The organism is Bacillus sp. FSL R7-0672 (assembly GCF_038601465.1).
GTDB classification, from domain to species: Bacteria; Bacillota; Bacilli; order Bacillales; family Bacillaceae; genus Bacillus; species Bacillus pumilus.
The window spans coordinates 1,032,942-1,049,119 of record NZ_CP152010.1 but is presented as its reverse complement, the minus strand read 5'-3'; the positions used below and the strand labels follow the sequence as shown (position 1 = coordinate 1,049,119).

The window sequence follows — 16,178 nt, the reverse complement described above, 5'->3', positions numbered from 1 at the left end:
AATCGCCGAATATTAACGTCCAAAAGCCTCTGGCTTGACATATGGACTGCCTTCTCCTTCTTCTTGCGTTTGGGTATTATATGGAACCACCTTATACTCCGCATCTGAAAACACATTGGCATACGGCATTGTGTAGCTATTTGTGCCTGTCACTGAGTCAATCAGCGTTTCGCTTCCATTTCTCTTTTCATAGATGCGGTATTCAACGCGTTTATCCTCCTGCTTGTCCCAAGACAGCTCTAATGTAAACAATCCTTTGATTTTAAACACATAGCGGGCTTCAAATCCAGAAAGTCCTTCTAAATGAATTGGCGCTTGAAGTTCTTTAATCCCCTCTGGTTTTTTAAACTTTTCATTCGTTATTTGGGCTGCCGTTAAAATATCCTTAAACAGCTGCACTGGGTATTGACTTCCGCCAGTTAAATAGTGACTGTTATCGGTTTTGTCATACCCCATCCAGATCGCACCCGTTGTACTTGGCGTATAGCCGGCAAACCAAGCATCTTTTGTTGCACCCTTCACACCTGAATATGTGGTCGTGCCTGTTTTACCTGCTAAATCTCCAGCATACGAACCGCTCTGGGCTGTTCCGCCTTTGACGACTTGCTGCAGCATTCTTGTCATATTCCAAGCATTCTGCACGCTGAACACTCGTTCTGGCTTACTGCGATTTTTCTCTACCGTTTCTCCTTCATCATTGGTGATTTTCTGAATGAAGAAAGGCTTTTTATATACGCCTTCGTTGGCAAATGTGTGGAAAGCTCCCGCGATTTGAAGTGGAGAAACCCCTTTTTCTAAACCGCCAAGGGCTATCGCAAGTCCTTGATCCGAAATATCGATTCCCATTTTCTCGAGATATGTTTTCGAAGTATCAATACCAAGCTGGCTTAATGTCCACACCGCTGCTGTATTCTTACTTTTCATGAGGGCCTCCACCATCGTGACCTTGCCTTCATACTGTCCATCGTAATTCTTTGGTGAATAACCGTCATAGCTTTTTTCTTCGTCTTCAAGCAGGGAATAAGGTCGGAATTTTTTCTCCTGCAGCGCAGGTCCATATACCGCGATCGGCTTGAAAACAGATCCAGGCTGTCTAACAGCAGTCACCCTGTTATAGCCCCTCGCTTGATATTCTCGTCCTCCGATTGCTGCTTTTACTCCGCCAGACTCATTATCAATAAAGATGGCACTGCTTTCAGGAGAACCGCTTTTTCCCGGGAAATAACGGTTGTTTTTCATCGCATCGTAGGTGACCTTTTGCAGATTCATATCGATCGGAACTGTAATGGTATAACCACCTTGAAGCAATTGCTCATGTGAAATGGCATACTCTGATTCAGCTTCCTTAATGATGAGATCGACATAGCTATCGACCCAAGGCGTTTCTGATTTCTTTTTCAAATGAATGCCTAGTGTTCTCCCTTTTGCTTCTACTGTTTCTGTTGATGATAAATATCCTTGCTCATTCATTAAGTTAAGAATCGTGTCCCGCCTTTGTTTATTTTTATCAGGGTGTAAAACAGGCGAGTAAGTAGACGGCGCCTTTGGCATCGCAGCGAGTGTAGCCCCTTCGCTGACCGTTAAATCTTTCACATCTTTACTAAAGTAATAATTGGCTGCTGCTTGGATACCGTAGACGCCATGACCGAAGTAAAGCTGATTCAAATACATTTCGAGCAGCTTATCCTTTGAATAATCTCTTTCTAAATTAATGGCAATGATGACTTCTTTTGTTTTTCGCAGAAAGGTTTTGTCATTTGTGAGAAAAATATTTTTTGCGAGCTGCTGAGTAATTGTACTACCGCCCTCTACCTTTCCACCTGCTAATATATCTCGATAAACCGCCCTTGAAATTGACTGCGCATCAATTCCATGATGCTCATAAAACCGCTTGTCCTCAACAGCCACAAAGGCTTTTGCTACTTTATCAGGTACATCCTTTATTGACACAGGGTCCCGATTTTCTGAATACATACTTGTGAGTTCTTTTCCATTCTGATCAATGATTTGGGATGAAGCGTGAAATACAAGCTTCTTTTCATCTATGACATAATGTCCTAAAAATAAAATGGTCAGATAGCCAATAAATGAAAGCACGATTGTACTTCCTGCAATGACTAATGGAATGATTATCTTCTTTTTCTTCAAATTAGGTCACCTCATTCCTTTATACGGATAGTATGGGATGTATGGCTTCATAATATGTTTTATGGATTGACTACCAAAGAATTATATATCATTCTTTTGTTATACTATCAAGCAGGAGGCGGTTTAGATGAATGTCTATATGACTTATGGAACAGCAGATTTCTTGCATAAAATCGCAAAAAAACACGATCAGGAAAATCTGCTTTATATGGTCGGAAAAGAACAAGCAGCTCTTTTCCATGAGACGGAGGGTGAGACTGTTTTTAAAGCCCCTCATGCCTATGATGTGATTTATGCGAAAGGCGAGCTAGTCCATTCTGGCTTCGTCACCTTGAATCATATCCCTGTGAAGCTTGAAAGTAGAGCACTGTTTGAATCTACTTTTCAGAAGAAGACGAACATCTCAGAACATCAGCGGGGCTTCAAGGCTCTTCGAGTGTTAAGACCGAAAAAAGATGAAGAAGTGTATTTGATTATGACACTCTGGGAATCAGAGGACTTATTTGAAGACTTTCAAGAATCAGAAGCTTTCTTTCAGCCAAACGATGATACTGGCTCCATCTTCTCTCGTCCTGCTTATCTCACATCCTATCATGCCGTTACAGACAATTAAGGAAGTGCTGCTTTCAGCACTTCTTTTTTCATGAAAAAAAGCCCAATCGCTGGGCTTTTCAGATTGTTGACAAAGGGCTAAAATGATCTTTATTTTAGCCCTTTGTCTTCTTTTCAGCGTGATAGAAAACCTTTGCAGTCTAGGAAGGACGAGCACCGGAGTGGAGCGAATTGATTATTCGTGAGCACCGGAGCGCAGACCTGACACCGAATGCGAGGGTTTGTCTACACGCTGAAAAGCCCAATCGCTGGGCTCTTCATTTTATCGTCGTGATGTCAGCTCGTACCGATGAATGATCGGCTGAATTACATATAAATTCAATAGGATCCATCCTAATAAGATCGGCCACTTCAACATAGGTGAAGCCCCTTTCAATTGAATGAGCATCACCAATAGCGGAATCAAACAGATCATGAAAAAACTCATTTTTGATACAATGGTTTCTTTGATTTGATGCCGACAGCTTGGACACATCATCATTTTCGTATGTGATAAATGAAACTTTTCAACGTAAGAAAACGTTTTCGAACAATTTGGACAGCTTCCCAATACAATTCCTCCCTTTCCCCGCTTCATAGCAACTTCGACTTTTATGTAAAATGACCTTTTGATGCGCAAACGACATCCTCTTCTGTTGAAAGATTCTAACAATTACCATACAATCAGTAAAAGAGCATGAAGGAGGTTTTCAAATCAATGACAATATCCACTTTACAAAAAAGCATCAATGAACATCTTGATGAACATTATGAGGAAATGGTTGAAATTAGACGCCATCTCCACATGAATCCTGAACTTTCTTTCCAGGAAGTAGAAACAGCCGCTTTCATCGCCAGCTACTATGACAGATTACATATACCAACACGTACACAGGTGGGCGGCCATGGTGTACTCGCCTTTATCGAAGGAGCTTCTTCGGGGCCGACGATTGCCCTCAGGGCTGATTTCGATGCACTTCCTATCCATGATGAAAAGGAAGTGCCTTACAAATCGACAAAGCCCGGTGTGATGCATGCCTGCGGACACGATGGGCACACAGCGACACTACTTGTCTTAGCGAAAATTTTGAATGAGCACCGTGATCAATTAAAAGGGAAAATCGTCCTCATTCATCAGCACGCAGAAGAATATGCGCCAGGCGGTGCAAAACCAATGATCGAAGACGGCTGCTTAGACGGTGTCGATGTCATATTCGGGACGCACCTTTGGTCTCCAGAGCCTTGTGGCACGGTTCTTTATAAAAGCGGGAACTTTATGGCAGCTGCCGACCGCTTCTCTATCCGAGTTCAGGGAAAAGGCGGACACGGTGCCCAACCTCACTTAACGAAAGATGCTGTACTCATCGGTTCACAAATCGTCGCAAACTTGCAGCAAGTCGTTGCCCGTAAAGTCAATCCAGTTGATTCTGCTGTTGTATCTGTTGGGGGTTTTGTGGCAGAGAATGCTTTTAACGTCATTGCAGATTCTGCAGTTTTAACTGGTACTGCACGATCCTTTGAAGAGAGTGCACGACACACCATCGAACGAGAAATTGAACAGGTCGTAAAAGGGGTGTGCGACATGCATGATGCAAGCTACACATATGAATATGTGAGAGGATACCCTGCTGTCAAAAATCATCCAAAGCCAACTGAATTTATTGCTGACATCGCAAAACAAACAGATGGTGTCACAGAAGTAATAGAAGCCGAAACCCAAATGGGCGGAGAAGATTTTGCTTACTACCTTCAGCATGTCCCTGGAACCTTCTTTTACACAGGCGCCATGCCGGAAAACAGCGAAGACACGTATCCTCATCACCACCCGAAGTTTGATATCAACGAAAAAGCAATGCCTATCGCAGCAAAGGTACTCGCCCGTGCTGTCCTTTCCTACGATGAATAAAAAAAGCCGCTGGCAAGGGACTGACCCCCGTTTTTGAGACAGGGATCAAAACACCTTTATACAGCCAATTGCCGATAGTTTATCGGTGATTGGTTGTTTAGTTTCGTTTGAATACGGATGTTGTTATAATAATAAATGTATTCTTTGACAGTGCGTTCTACGATGCTGGTCGTAGTGCGGTCAATCCTGTTAAGATAGAACGTTTCAGACTTTAGTGAGGAATGAAACGATTCGATGGAGGCATTATCAGCGGGCGTCCCTTTACGGGACATGCTCATGGTAATGCCTTTTATATGAACAGCTTTCTGATACTCGTAAGATGTATACACAGAACCTTGATCGCTATGTAACACGCAATTCTCAGGCAGTGCTGGGAGCTGATTAAGTGTGTTTAAGATAAAGTCTGTGTCCTGCTTATCACCAATCGTAAAAGCAATCACTTCTCCATTATATAAATCCAATATACTGGAAAGGTACAATTGTTTCTGTCCATAAGGCAAATACGTGATGTCCGTTACTAGTTTTTCAAGAGGGCGATCAGACTGAAAGTTCCGATCCAGTATATTACTGGCCACGGCATAGGGCTGCCCATTCTTCTTACGCTTTTTCATTTTAACCCGGCATTGCCACTGGTTTTTCTGCATGATGCGTTGAACAGTTTTATGGTTAATACGCATTCTCCTTTTTAGTATAGCTGTGATTTTTCGATAACCATATCGATATTTGTGCTTTCGGCACAACGTGCCGACCTGTTTCTCTAGTTGTCTTTTAGAATGATTCTGAGTCAGATCCTTTTTCCATCTATAATACGAAGTACGTAAGATGCCTAAATGGACACAGATGTCCTGTACCGTCATCGTTTTGCACAATTCTTCTACCAGTTTGATTGACGTTTCCTTATCAACTTCCTTTCCAATTCGTTGTACTTTTTTAAAACTTCATTCTGTTGACTCAAATAGCGATTTTCTGCCTGCAGTCTCTCTAATTCGGAAGAGTACTCGGGACCCTTTCCATAGGTATATTGTTTTCCAACAGGCTGTTCGAACCGGTGTGTATCCCCAGCCTTATGCCACCTCACCCATGTCTGAACCTGCGTCTTATTCTTGATATTCAATTTCTGCATGATCTCTTTCATAGGTACGCCTGCCAATCTCATTTCTACAGCCTTCTGTTTGACTTCAACCGGATAACTCACTCTTGTCCCCATAGAAAAAACACCTCCATGTTTTATTTCGGATCACAACGATCCATTTTCAAACTTGAAGGTGTTTTTTATTTGTCTCATCTTATGGGGTCAGTTCCCAAACAGCGGCTTTTCTATTTCATTTCTTTCAACACCCGTAAGTGAAACACATGACGAGCGACATCTCCGAGCTGTCCTGTCAGGTGATGATTTGCCACACCGCCAACAGCGGCTCCGACAATCGGCATTAATTGAAACAGCTTCACTAGGTCAATGTAATCTCGATACTCCTGCTGAAAGCTGTACCAATCCATTTTCTCACGGCTCGTTTCCCAATCATCAATGATGCTCATCATTTTTTGACGATGTGTACTGCCGGAAAAGGCGAGTTGAAATATACAGAGCAAAAAGAGTCTTTCCTCTTTTTGAGACAAATCAAAGCCATAAATACATGCCAGTTCATAAAGACATTTCATCTTGATGCTAAGCAACAGCGGAAAGTCTGCCATACCGAGCAAAATACCACCTGCACCTGTTCCAATTCCTTCGATCGCAGCTGCCTTTTGATAGTACTTCACTTTCTCCTTTGCCAGTTCATTTCGCTCAATGATGGATAATTGCTCATCAATGACTGAAAATGAAGTGAAGTGAGATCCTGATACGGTGGATTCAACCATTGTTTTGACCGCACTTGTGATGACTTGATGAAACCTGGCAGGGATTCGGCGGTTCACCTGCTGCTGAACTCCTTTTGAAAACCGTTCAACCTTTGAAGGTCTTCTTAAAAATCGTGTTTGAAAAAGAATGGCTTCTTCATATAACTCCCGTTCAGCTGCATTCATCCGGTCCCCTCCTTGATGTCATCATACGCTCGCTGTCAGAAACATATCTCTGCTTATCGCATCTTTTTTAATCGACTGAGTACGTAAGGCTTGAAGAGGACAAGCACAAATGCCAGTGAAATCAGAAGGGCAAGTCCACTTCCCTGCCATCCTCCTGCCGGTAGTACTGAACAGCTTAGCAATATCGATTGGATGATGAGCACGTTACGGACGAGAACAAAAAAGCTCCGATCCTTTTCTTGCTGAGCAACAGGATAAAGTGCCTGTAATGAAAGATGGGCAAAGTGCTTCGTTAACGGCACAAGCTGGACACCTGTGATGAACACGGTGAACAAGACAAGCAGCGCGCCCACCCAGCCTGCTGCACCTGTATACAAAATAATCAGCACAAACACGGCAGTTAGCCTAAACACGAGACCAAAATAGTCATTTGATCGTAAAAATGCCCTCACATACATGTAAGAAAAAGTTTTACGCTGGTCATACGGAACAAACTGCAAAAGCCAGTCCATATAGGCTCTTCTTTTCACCTGTTTCTTTAAATGAGGCACATCTGTAAATAAATTGGCCAAACGATAAAAACGCTGTTTTCGTTTTAATTCGTCAGAAATATGCAATTCCCATTGAAAAGTCTGCTTTTTGACTGCATTCGTTAAGTAAACGAGATAGACACCATAGATGAGATAAAAAACAATTGCGATTGCATATGATGCCTGTAAAACGGTATAGATTAAAATCATATTCAATAGAAAACGAAGGACTGCATCAAGCCATCTCATCTGTTTTCCTTGAAAATACGTCATTCTCCATTGAATCGCTGTATTCAGACCCTTGATCAAAATCATTTGCGCCAATATAAGCACATACATCTTGATGCCGCCTGAAGACACCGCCGAATAAAGCGGGAGTGCGACAATGGATACGGCAATGAGAGGAAACAGCTGAGAAATGAAGCTAAAGTTAAAAGCTTGTTTTAAATAAGGCTCCATCTTCCCTTCCAAAGGAAGCAAAAACACAAGATCTGCTTCTTTGATCAACGTCCGCACGTAAGAGCTTGTCAGCACCAATGAGAAAACAACTGCCATGACCCAGTAGGATGGAAAATGACCTGGAATTTGTTTGAGCCAGTTACTATACCAGCTCGCTCCGCCTGCAAGGAAAAAAATGAGCACAATGACAAGATGATCATTGAACATGTATTTTAAATATTTTCTTGTATCTTGTATGTGTTCCTCTAATCGGGATTTCCAAATGCTTTGCGTCGTTTTACTCATAGCTTTCTTCCTTTGTTAATTCCAAATAAAGATCATCGAGTGTCGCATCTCTCATATTGAACTGTTCTCTCAGCTCTGTCAGTGTTCCTTTCGCTCTAATTTCCCCTTCGTGCAAAATAATAAAGGAATCACAATAGCGTTCTGCTGTCGCCAAGATATGCGTTGACATCAGGACACTAGCGCCGTTTTTCTTTGCAGCATTCATCCGTTCAAGCAGTGCATTAATCGCAAGAGGATCGAGCCCTAAGAACGGTTCATCGATGATATACAGTTCTGGTTCAACAAGAAACGCACACATAATCATGACCTTCTGCTTCATTCCTTTTGAAAAATGAGCAGGGAACCACTTCAAACGTTTCTCCATTCGAAATTCTTTCAGCAATGACGGCAGCCGTTCATCTAATTGTTCTTTTGATAGTCCATAAGCCATCGCTGTCAGCTCTAAATGCTCTTTTAAAGTTAATTCTTCATATAATACAGGTGTTTCTGGAATAAATGTAAATTGCGAGCGATACGCCTCTTGATCATCTTGAAGGGTTCGTCCATTCAACTCAATGACACCTTTATGCGGTTTCATGAGTCCGATGATATGGCGAATGGTTGTGCTTTTCCCCGCCCCGTTTAAACCGATGAGACCGACGATTTGATTTCTTTCTAATTCAAATGAGATATTTTTTAGAACGGGATTCTTCGTATATCCACCCGTTACATCTTTTACAGTGAGAAGGGACATGAATTCGTTCCTTTCTTTCGTTTTTCCTTTATAGTAACAAAAACGAAAGGTAATTTGAAATGTTTACCTATAAACAAGTCATGAATAAAAAATAGGCATCTTGGTCATCATATTGTTTGTAGAAGAAATGAACTTGATGACCAATAAGTAAATGAGGTGTTTGTTAAAGGCAAAGAACCGCATGACAAGTTGGTTTTTCATCTAAAAACCTTAGCTTCTGTTTTGCTTCACTGATTCTTGATTTTTGTGTCCTATACAATATGTATACGACAAACCAAAACGTCAAATGAGGTGTTTACGGCAGAAATAGCAGGCATATGAATTCTTTATTTCAGTAAATAGAGAATTCAAAAGGCATATCGAATGAAAGCATCAGCATTTCTTCTGCAGGAGCAGGATGAGCGACCAAAGGAGTTCGCTTGTCCTGTTTTCTTTTTTGCTCATTTTTATGATACGATGAAGGAAAATGATTGAGGAGTGACATGATGTGAGCGATTGTATTTTTTGCAAGATCATTGATGGAGACATTCCATGTGCAAAAGTATATGAAGACGAGCATGTATTGGCTTTTCTAGATATTAGCCAAGTAACAAAAGGGCATACCCTTGTAATCCCGAAAATACATAAAGAAAACATCTACGAAATGACACCAGAAGTGTCTAATCACTACTTCCAAGCGATTCCGAAAATTGCAAGAGCCATCAAACAGGAATTTGAACCCATTGGATTAAACCTTTTAAACAACAACGGCGAAAAAGCCGGACAATCTGTGTTCCATTACCACATGCATATCATTCCGCGTTACGGCAAAGGCGATGGCTTTGGTGCCGTATGGAAATCACATCAAGATCAATACACGTCAGAGGATTTAAAAGAGATTTCTTCTGCCATTCATACGCGGCTTACCTCATCTTAATAGATGAGGTTTTTCTTATTTCTGCCCCCCTTTTTTATCCCCTCCATCTCTTAATAGTAAGATATTTAGAACGATTCAAATTTTTTGTCCAATTGCTTCAAATTTGTGATAGGATGGTTTTATCTTTTGATCCATTAACGCGAGAAATAGGGAGAGATTGTGATGAAGCGAACGACGAATTTTAATGCTGGTCCGGCGGCACTGCCGCTAGAAGTGCTTGAAAAGGCACAGGAAGAACTTGTTGATTTTAAACAAACTGGAATGTCTGTGATGGAGCTGTCTCATCGCAGCGGTGAATATGAAGAAGTCCACAATAAAGCAAAAGCACTGTTGGTGGAACTGATGGACATTCCTGAAGATTACGAAGTCCTCTTTTTACAGGGCGGAGCTAGCCTTCAATTTGCGATGATTCCTATGAACTTCTTACATGAAGACGAAACGGCTCATTTCATTCAAACAGGCGCTTGGTCAGAAAAAGCATTATCAGAAGCAAAAGGGTTTGGTGAAACATCTGTGTTTGCTTCAAGTGAAGACGACAACTACTCGTATATTCCAGAAGTAGATGCCTCCGGTTTAACAGATGGCGCTTACTTACACATCACATCAAACAATACGATCTTCGGCACTCAGTGGAAAACGTTCCCTGGTACATCATTACCACTCATTGCGGATATGTCTAGTGATATTCTCAGCAAAAAAATCGATGTTTCTCAATTTGATCTCATTTATGCTGGGGCACAAAAAAACTTAGGGCCTTCTGGTATCACGATTGTGATCGCGCGCAAACGTTTATTAGAAAAAGAGAAAAGCAGCACACCGAAAATATTAAAATATTCAACACACGCAAAAGCTGGCTCTCTTTATCACACACCACCGACTTTTGCGATTTATATGCTGTCTCTTGTCCTTGAGCATGTCAAACAGGCTGGCGGCGTAGAAGCAGCGGAAAAACGCAATGAACAAAAAGCAGGCATTCTCTATGACACAATTGATCAAAGCGGCGGTTTTTACAAAGGACACGCACGCACTGACAGCCGGTCGCATATGAATGTCACATTTACCCTTCGTGATGATGCGCTCACTGCTTCCTTTGTAGAGAAAGCAAAGCAGGAACAAATGGTTGGACTTGCCGGCCACCGTTCTGTCGGTGGATGCAGAGCATCTATTTACAATGCGGTATCGATTGAAGACTGCCAAAAGCTTGCGGACTTTATGAAAAAGTTCCAGCAAGAAAATGAGTGAAAAAGCTTTTCTATAGAGAAATAAATTTGTTATAATAACGAGAAATATAAAGTGATGACTCTTGCAATAAATGATGAGCCATATTATTGGAGAGTTCTAAGAGCTTAGCAGAGGAGAGCATAGAAATGAAAACAAAAGAATTAGTCATTATGTCATTGCTTGCAGCAATGGGAGCTGTTTTGCATACGATTTTCCCGCCCATCTTTTTCGGAATGAAACCTGATATGATGCTGGTCATGATGTTTTTAAGCATCATCCTTTTCCCAAAGGTACAGCATGTAGTGGTTATTGCCCTCGTAACAGGCGCCATTTCTGCATTAACAACGGGTTTCCCAGGCGGACAAATTCCAAATATGATTGATAAACCAGTGACAGCCTTTATCTTCTTAGCCCTTTTCTTATCTTGCATGAAGATAAAGAACAAAGTAGTGCTGACCGCTGTATTAACTGCGATTGGAACCATCGTATCCGGCGTGATTTTCCTATCTGCCGCATTACTGATCACTGGACTGCCAGCTGCATTACCGGCACTTCTTGTAGGCGTCGTCCTGCCAGCAGCCGTGATTAATACCATTGCCATGGTATTTGTCTTCCCAATTGCTCAGTCCATTCTTAGACGTGCAAGAATGATAGAAGTTGCTTAACGAATAATCGAACCTCTTCATAATAGATGAAGAGGTTTTTTTCATGCTTTTATAAAAGAAAAAGGGTCAACAGCAAAATGAGGAGCGAAATTCCTGCACCTGCCGCACACACAAGTGCTTTTTGCTTTAATACATGTTTTGGCGGATAAGACCCTGCATACCCCAGCTGTCTTGCATAATGAATAGAACCACCTGTAAAAACGACACCGATACACGTAAAAACGAACAGAAAGACAGACAACCTTCTCCCCTCCCTTTTCTTCAAAAGTATGCTAAAATAAAGCAAGCTATGTATGGAAGTTCAATGAAGCTGATCGTCAGCTCAGAGAGAACATGCGAATGTGTAAAATTTGACTAGAGGTGATTTGAATGGCTAGTGGACGTTCTTTATTAACAGGATTATTTGTAGGCGGTCTCCTCGGAGGTGCGGCAGTGCTCCTGACGACTCCCTCTTCTGGCAGAGATGTGCGCGGAAAGATGAAAGACGGCTATGACAAATTTGAAGATACGCTGACAAGATTAAAAAGAGATGGACAAGCTTTAAAAGAACAAATTGTTGAAACAGCAAAAGAAAGCGCAGAGGTCATTAAAGAAGTCGGAACTGAATTACAAACATCGATTCAGCAATGGCGTGAAGAAATCAAACCTCACCAGCAGGACTTGCAAAAGGAAATTCAGGAAATTGAGGAAAAACTCAAGCAATTGGAGAAAACCTTACAAAACTAATATACTCAAGAAAAAATATTCGTTTACAAAAGTGTGCGGGGTGCGTATCCCGCACTTTTTTTGTTGAAAAAAGGTTATTTTGTCAATGTTTTTCATGAGTTTTAAAAATTCTTGAATTTTCAGCTTTATTAATCTTTATTTTATTGGCATAATAGAATTACAAGAAAAAGAGAAGTAGGTGAAATGGATGAATCATTCGGAACAGCCTTTCGATGTAAAAGAAGCACTTTTATTCAGTCAAAGAATGGCCCAATTGAGCAAAGCTCTTTGGAAATCCATTGAAAAGGACTGGCAGCAGTGGATCAAACCGTATAACCTAAATATCAATGAACATCATATTTTGTGGATTGCGTATCAATTAAAAGGAGCTTCAATATCAGAAATTGCAAAGTTTGGCGTCATGCATGTATCAACGGCGTTTAACTTCTCCAAGAAACTCGAGGAACGAGGATTTTTAAAATTTTCTAAAAAGTTAAACGATAAACGCAATACGTATATTGAGCTAACGCCAAAAGGCGAAGAGACATTCCATAAACTACTCGAAGATTATGACCCGGCACGAACTGGTATTGTCAAAGGCGCACAGCCGCTTCATGACATTTACGGAAAGTTCCCTGAGATTTTAGAAATGATGTGTATTATCCGAAACATCTATGGTGAGGACTTCATGGAGATTTTTGAGAAATCGTTTTCAAACATCGAGAAGGACTTTTTGAATGAGCGAGGAAAAGTCACGAAAAAACCTGAGGAACTTGAAGACTCAGCTGATGCAGCAGAAAAAGCGGCTAATAAAGCAAATCAAATTGTTTAATGATCTTTATAAATTCATTCATCAACGGCTGAAACAGCCCTTGATCATGCAATGCAAATATCGTCTCATGCACATCCAGCTTTTCAATTAACTGTCCTGCAAAAAGCGCAAGCATATCGTCAAACATGACGTAGCCTTGTGCTTTTTGCTTGTCCATTTCCTCTGAAAGCTCAGCACAAATACGCTCAATTTCCTGCGCCTCTTCTTTCGATACCCGCTGCCTAATCAATAATGCATAATATGGATAACGGCTCATATCGGTCGCCGTCAGCAAAAGTTCCATATAATATTCGAGCTGGCTCATTCGTTCCTCAATACTCATGTACGTTCCCTCTTTCTCTTAGTCTTTCTATTCTAGCCGAAATTACTCATTGACGAAAGAGACGAACCTCCCTCTTCTGTCTTTTTTTCTTGAAAAATCCAAAGTTTCCTCTCTTTATTCCATATGAACACAACATTTTATTTTTTTTCATGAAAACCATTGATTTTTATCTTCAGGAAGAGTAAATTATCTTGAGATATTCAATTAGTTTTTTAAGATTGGAAGGATGAAAAATGAATTGTTGGAAGACCATTAATCTTGAAAAGGATTATGGTTATACAAGACTGCTGATTTCAGCCATCAGCCTTGCTATACTTTTTTTCATTACGGCTTTTTTATGTTTTCAACTGACTCATCCTGAAACGAGACTAAGCAGTCACAACGCACCGCTTTTTGCTATGCTTTTACTTGTGACATTGCTTGTCCACCGTGTGGTTCACTTGATCCCAGTGATGAAAAACAAGAAAAAAATGACGCTATTTAAACGAAATTGCTGGCAACGTGTACCAAAGAACATCATGCTTTATTCACTTCTCAGTCCATTTTGTGTGATTTCACCGGTTTACTTTGTGTTAGGTGTGGCGTTTCCAATGTATGCACACTATTTTATCATCATCGCAAGTATTCATGCAGGCTATTGTTTGCCTGACTTTTTATTTGCATGGAAACTGCTCAAAGCACCTAAATCCTGCATCATCGATCAAGCCCAAGACGAGTTTGATATTTTAGTTGACCAAACATCCTCATCATGAGGTTTTTAAAGCCAACTTCTATCTTTTTCATAAAAAATTTGGTAATGTAGTATGGGAATAGCATAGAGAGGGGGGATCTCCGATAGTTTTATTTTACTTCATCGTCTTTGCCGCGTTTATTGTGTATTCAATAAACAGGCTTACTAATACATTATGCCTTGTCAGAGAGATTCCTGAAGAACGGCAAGATAAGGTGTTTCGCTTTATCAATGTATCGATACTGATCTTACTGATCTCATCATTTGTTGAAATTACCATATCTATTTAAGATCAAAGCAAAAGCTGCCAGTTTGAGGGCAGCTTTTTGTGTATATTGATTAATTAGCAAATCCAAGATGCACCGATAATGATCAATAAGATGAATAACACGACGACTAGTGCAAAACCGCCAGCGAAGACTTCTCCTCCCATGTAAAAACACCTCCTGCCAGTTCTTCCTCTGTTCTAAGCTCAGTGTATGCTATAAAATTGAAAACGTTTAGGCACCTGTCATCGTTTGAAAAAAGAACCGCCCGCACGCATGGCAGGACGGCTCCTTTCTGTCACGGCGATTTAATTAGTAAAGATATGCTGCACCAACGATGATCAGCAAAATGAATAGCACGACCAATAAAGCAAACCCATTAGAATATCCTGCTCCCATATAATTCAGCCTCCTTTTTGTGATCACTATATGTGTATGTAGCGCGCAAATTTTTGACTAGACGAATGCCCTTCCATTTGCATTTCTTTTTACAGCGTGTCACAATATGTTATGATACAAGCAATGATAAATAAATTGGAAAGATTAGGAGTGTTTTTTGAATGAAAAAAATGGCTTTAGCAGCTGTAACAGCAGTTAGTGTTTTAACTCTTGGCGCATGCAGTAGTGGTGATAAAGATGTCATCGCAACAACAAAATCAGGAGATGTCACAAAAGAAGAGCTTTATACGACTCTTAAGAAACAAGCAGGTGGAGATGCTTTAAATCTACTTGTTCAACAAAAGGTTCTTGCTGACAAATACAAAGTATCTGATAAAGAAATTGATAAGAAAATGGAAGAATATAAAAAGACACTTGGTGAAGATCGTTTAAAACAACTTCAAGATGAATTCGGAAAAGATTACATCAAAGATCAAGTGAAATATGAGCTGCTGACTCAAAAGGCTGCCAAAGCTAACATCAAAATCACTGATAAAGAAGTAAAAGCGTATTACGATGACCTAAAAGGGAAAATCCGCGCAAGCCACATTTTAGTAGCTGATAAGAAAACAGCTGACGAAGTGGAAAAGAAATTAGATAAAGGTGAAAAATGGGATGCTGTTGTGTCTGAATATTCAACTGATACCGCTTCAGCTGCACAAGGCGGAGATGTAGGCTGGTTCGCAAAAGAAGGTCAAATGGACGAGAACTTCAGTAAAGCTGCATTTAAACTAAAAGTGAATGAAATCAGCAAACCAGTGAAATCACAATTCGGCTACCATATCATTAAAAAGACCGAAGAACGCGGTAAATACGATGACATGAAAGCAGACTTGAAAAAAGAACTACTTAATCAAAAACAAGCAGACACAAATGAAATCCAAACCATCTTAAACAAATTGGTGAAAGATGCAGATGTGAAAGTAAAAGATAAAGAGCTTGAAAACACGTTCAAAGAAAAATCTGAACAACCTGCACAAGATCAACAACCTGCACAAAATCAACAATCTCAACAAAACCAGTAATCGCAAAAACCCCCTCTGCCGTGATTGGGCAGAGGGGGTTTTATATCACCTGATTAAGCAATCGAGTGATCTTCATGTGCCGCCGTATCCTGGGATCTTTTCATTTGCTGCCCCTGACGTCTGCGCTCTCTTTCTTGCTCCATTCGCTCGATAAAAATTTCTCCTTCCTTTTCAATAAAGGATTGATCAATCTCTTGCTCCTCTTTGGCCGTTGTCATTAATTTATACGCACAGAAAATAATGCCAATGATACATGCATACACCCACCATGGAAAAAACAACATTTTTTCATCGCCTCCTTTTTTTCAGAACAGCTCTCTCTTCCCTTGTGTTACATGCTTATGCAAAAAGAAGACAAGTTATGAAAAAAACGCCCGCAGA

General features: G+C 40.6%; 21 protein-coding genes. 10 read left to right on the top strand and 11 right to left on the bottom strand.

Annotation, left to right across the window (positions count from 1 at the left end):
- Positions 1–12: 12 nt before the first annotated feature.
- Positions 13–2,148 carry a PBP1A family penicillin-binding protein gene (locus tag MKY18_RS05065; protein WP_065098925.1) on the bottom strand — a complete coding sequence of 712 codons (2,136 nt, stop codon included), beginning with the start codon at positions 2,146–2,148 and terminating at the stop codon, positions 13–15.
- Positions 2,149–2,275: 127 nt separating this feature from the next.
- Between MKY18_RS05065 and MKY18_RS05060 the strand changes: the two genes are divergently transcribed.
- A complete protein-coding gene (locus MKY18_RS05060; RefSeq protein WP_044140691.1) occupies positions 2,276–2,761 on the top strand; it encodes an antibiotic biosynthesis monooxygenase in 486 nt (161 codons plus the stop codon).
- A gap of 261 nt (positions 2,762–3,022) precedes the next feature.
- Here MKY18_RS05060 and MKY18_RS05055 read toward each other — a convergent pair whose 3' ends face one another.
- The gene (locus tag MKY18_RS05055; protein ID WP_223252843.1) at positions 3,023–3,175 is read right to left on the bottom strand and encodes a hypothetical protein; all 153 of its coding nucleotides are present in this window, start codon (positions 3,173–3,175) and stop codon (positions 3,023–3,025) included.
- 282 nt (positions 3,176–3,457) lie between these two features.
- Between MKY18_RS05055 and MKY18_RS05050 the strand changes: the two genes are divergently transcribed.
- Positions 3,458–4,645, top strand: a complete 1,188-nt coding sequence (locus MKY18_RS05050; RefSeq protein WP_065098926.1) for a M20 family metallopeptidase — start codon at positions 3,458–3,460, stop codon at positions 4,643–4,645.
- Positions 4,646–4,701: 56 nt separating this feature from the next.
- On the opposite strand, the gene MKY18_RS05045 is transcribed toward MKY18_RS05050, so the two are convergent.
- The 4 genes from MKY18_RS05045 to MKY18_RS05030 all read right to left on the bottom strand — a co-directional run bounded on the left by MKY18_RS05045 (position 4,702) and on the right by MKY18_RS05030 (position 8,677).
- Positions 4,702–5,852 (bottom strand): IS3 family transposase gene (locus MKY18_RS05045; protein WP_185108217.1). Its coding sequence is split into 2 segments (ribosomal slippage): positions 4,702–5,579 and positions 5,579–5,852, totalling 1,152 coding nucleotides; the frame shifts between segments, so codons are not numbered across the junction.
- A 110-nt stretch (positions 5,853–5,962) separates the two neighbouring features.
- Positions 5,963–6,670 carry an EcsC family protein gene (locus MKY18_RS05040; RefSeq protein WP_065098927.1) on the bottom strand — a complete coding sequence of 236 codons (708 nt, stop codon included), beginning with the start codon at positions 6,668–6,670 and terminating at the stop codon, positions 5,963–5,965.
- Positions 6,671–6,723: 53 nt separating this feature from the next.
- Positions 6,724–7,944, bottom strand: a complete 1,221-nt coding sequence (locus MKY18_RS05035) for an ABC transporter permease (protein WP_065098928.1) — start codon at positions 7,942–7,944, stop codon at positions 6,724–6,726.
- The gene (locus MKY18_RS05030) at positions 7,937–8,677 is read right to left on the bottom strand and encodes an ABC transporter ATP-binding protein (RefSeq protein ID WP_003212171.1); all 741 of its coding nucleotides are present in this window, start codon (positions 8,675–8,677) and stop codon (positions 7,937–7,939) included. The genes MKY18_RS05035 and MKY18_RS05030 overlap by 8 nt, the downstream gene beginning before the upstream one ends.
- Before the next feature lie 487 nt (positions 8,678–9,164).
- On the opposite strand from MKY18_RS05030, the gene MKY18_RS05025 reads away from it, so the two are divergent.
- From MKY18_RS05025 to MKY18_RS05015, 3 genes are all read left to right on the top strand, one after another.
- Positions 9,165–9,593, top strand: a complete 429-nt coding sequence (locus MKY18_RS05025) for an HIT family protein (RefSeq protein WP_003212458.1) — start codon at positions 9,165–9,167, stop codon at positions 9,591–9,593.
- 162 nt (positions 9,594–9,755) lie between these two features.
- Positions 9,756–10,835, top strand: coding sequence for a 3-phosphoserine/phosphohydroxythreonine transaminase (gene serC / locus MKY18_RS05020; RefSeq protein ID WP_044140686.1), 1,080 nt, complete (start codon positions 9,756–9,758; stop codon positions 10,833–10,835).
- Between the two features lie 125 nt (positions 10,836–10,960).
- A complete protein-coding gene (locus MKY18_RS05015) occupies positions 10,961–11,479 on the top strand; it encodes a tryptophan transporter (RefSeq protein ID WP_003212065.1) in 519 nt (172 codons plus the stop codon).
- Positions 11,480–11,528: 49 nt separating this feature from the next.
- Here MKY18_RS05015 and MKY18_RS05010 read toward each other — a convergent pair whose 3' ends face one another.
- Positions 11,529–11,720, bottom strand: coding sequence for a hypothetical protein (locus MKY18_RS05010; RefSeq protein ID WP_003211362.1), 192 nt, complete (start codon positions 11,718–11,720; stop codon positions 11,529–11,531).
- A 128-nt stretch (positions 11,721–11,848) separates the two neighbouring features.
- Between MKY18_RS05010 and MKY18_RS05005 the strand changes: the two genes are divergently transcribed.
- Together MKY18_RS05005 and MKY18_RS05000 are read left to right on the top strand one after the other, a co-directional pair.
- Positions 11,849–12,205: a YtxH domain-containing protein gene (locus MKY18_RS05005; protein WP_007497160.1), complete on the top strand. Its 357-nt coding sequence runs from the start codon at positions 11,849–11,851 to the stop codon at positions 12,203–12,205.
- Between the two features lie 187 nt (positions 12,206–12,392).
- Positions 12,393–13,016, top strand: a complete 624-nt coding sequence (locus MKY18_RS05000; protein WP_044140685.1) for an HTH-type transcriptional regulator Hpr — start codon at positions 12,393–12,395, stop codon at positions 13,014–13,016.
- Here the strand turns inward: MKY18_RS05000 and MKY18_RS04995 are convergent.
- Complete coding sequence (locus MKY18_RS04995) at positions 12,991–13,338, bottom strand: YhaI family protein (protein WP_044140684.1); 348 nt, start codon at positions 13,336–13,338, stop codon at positions 12,991–12,993. The genes MKY18_RS05000 and MKY18_RS04995 overlap by 26 nt on opposite strands.
- 233 nt (positions 13,339–13,571) lie before the next feature.
- Here MKY18_RS04995 and MKY18_RS04990 point away from each other — a divergent pair, with 233 nt between their 5' ends.
- Positions 13,572–14,090 (top strand): DUF3267 domain-containing protein, encoded by a 519-nt coding sequence (locus tag MKY18_RS04990; RefSeq protein WP_003210901.1) that lies wholly within the window; start codon positions 13,572–13,574, stop codon positions 14,088–14,090.
- 82 nt (positions 14,091–14,172) lie between these two features.
- The gene (locus MKY18_RS04985) at positions 14,173–14,358 is read left to right on the top strand and encodes a hypothetical protein (protein WP_072368131.1); all 186 of its coding nucleotides are present in this window, start codon (positions 14,173–14,175) and stop codon (positions 14,356–14,358) included.
- A gap of 53 nt (positions 14,359–14,411) precedes the next feature.
- Here the strand turns inward: MKY18_RS04985 and MKY18_RS04980 are convergent, their stop codons facing one another.
- Both MKY18_RS04980 and MKY18_RS04975 read right to left on the bottom strand, forming a co-directional pair.
- Positions 14,412–14,501, bottom strand: coding sequence for a YjcZ family sporulation protein (locus MKY18_RS04980; RefSeq protein ID WP_017360317.1), 90 nt, complete (start codon positions 14,499–14,501; stop codon positions 14,412–14,414).
- A 145-nt stretch (positions 14,502–14,646) separates the two neighbouring features.
- Positions 14,647–14,733, bottom strand: a complete 87-nt coding sequence (locus MKY18_RS04975; RefSeq protein ID WP_008361129.1) for a YjcZ family sporulation protein — start codon at positions 14,731–14,733, stop codon at positions 14,647–14,649.
- Between the two features lie 161 nt (positions 14,734–14,894).
- On the opposite strand from MKY18_RS04975, the gene MKY18_RS04970 reads away from it, so the two are divergent.
- A complete protein-coding gene (locus MKY18_RS04970; RefSeq protein ID WP_044140682.1) occupies positions 14,895–15,797 on the top strand; it encodes a peptidylprolyl isomerase in 903 nt (300 codons plus the stop codon).
- A gap of 53 nt (positions 15,798–15,850) precedes the next feature.
- Here the strand turns inward: MKY18_RS04970 and MKY18_RS04965 are convergent, their stop codons facing one another.
- A complete protein-coding gene (locus MKY18_RS04965; protein WP_044140681.1) occupies positions 15,851–16,081 on the bottom strand; it encodes a sporulation YhaL family protein in 231 nt (76 codons plus the stop codon).
- Between the last annotated feature and the right edge of the window lie 97 nt (positions 16,082–16,178).

Coding starts and splice junctions, on each gene's coding strand:
- MKY18_RS04965 (WP_044140681.1), bottom strand. CDS start 16,081: ATGTTGTTTTTTCCATGGTGGGTGTATGCATGTATCATTGGCATTATT.
- MKY18_RS04990 (WP_003210901.1), top strand. CDS start 13,572: ATGAATTGTTGGAAGACCATTAATCTTGAAAAGGATTATGGTTATACA.
- MKY18_RS04980 (WP_017360317.1), bottom strand. CDS start 14,501: ATGGGAGGAGAAGTCTTCGCTGGCGGTTTTGCACTAGTCGTCGTGTTA.
- MKY18_RS04995 (WP_044140684.1), bottom strand. CDS start 13,338: ATGAGTATTGAGGAACGAATGAGCCAGCTCGAATATTATATGGAACTT.
- MKY18_RS05000 (WP_044140685.1), top strand. CDS start 12,393: ATGAATCATTCGGAACAGCCTTTCGATGTAAAAGAAGCACTTTTATTC.
- MKY18_RS05015 (WP_003212065.1), top strand. CDS start 10,961: ATGAAAACAAAAGAATTAGTCATTATGTCATTGCTTGCAGCAATGGGA.
- MKY18_RS05005 (WP_007497160.1), top strand. CDS start 11,849: ATGGCTAGTGGACGTTCTTTATTAACAGGATTATTTGTAGGCGGTCTC.
- MKY18_RS05055 (WP_223252843.1), bottom strand. CDS start 3,175: ATGATCTGTTTGATTCCGCTATTGGTGATGCTCATTCAATTGAAAGGG.
- MKY18_RS05040 (WP_065098927.1), bottom strand. CDS start 6,670: ATGAATGCAGCTGAACGGGAGTTATATGAAGAAGCCATTCTTTTTCAA.
- MKY18_RS05060 (WP_044140691.1), top strand. CDS start 2,276: ATGAATGTCTATATGACTTATGGAACAGCAGATTTCTTGCATAAAATC.
- MKY18_RS05030 (WP_003212171.1), bottom strand. CDS start 8,677: ATGTCCCTTCTCACTGTAAAAGATGTAACGGGTGGATATACGAAGAAT.
- MKY18_RS05035 (WP_065098928.1), bottom strand. CDS start 7,944: ATGAGTAAAACGACGCAAAGCATTTGGAAATCCCGATTAGAGGAACAC.
- MKY18_RS04975 (WP_008361129.1), bottom strand. CDS start 14,733: ATGGGAGCAGGATATTCTAATGGGTTTGCTTTATTGGTCGTGCTATTC.
- serC (WP_044140686.1), top strand. CDS start 9,756: ATGAAGCGAACGACGAATTTTAATGCTGGTCCGGCGGCACTGCCGCTA.
- MKY18_RS05050 (WP_065098926.1), top strand. CDS start 3,458: ATGACAATATCCACTTTACAAAAAAGCATCAATGAACATCTTGATGAA.
- MKY18_RS04970 (WP_044140682.1), top strand. CDS start 14,895: ATGAAAAAAATGGCTTTAGCAGCTGTAACAGCAGTTAGTGTTTTAACT.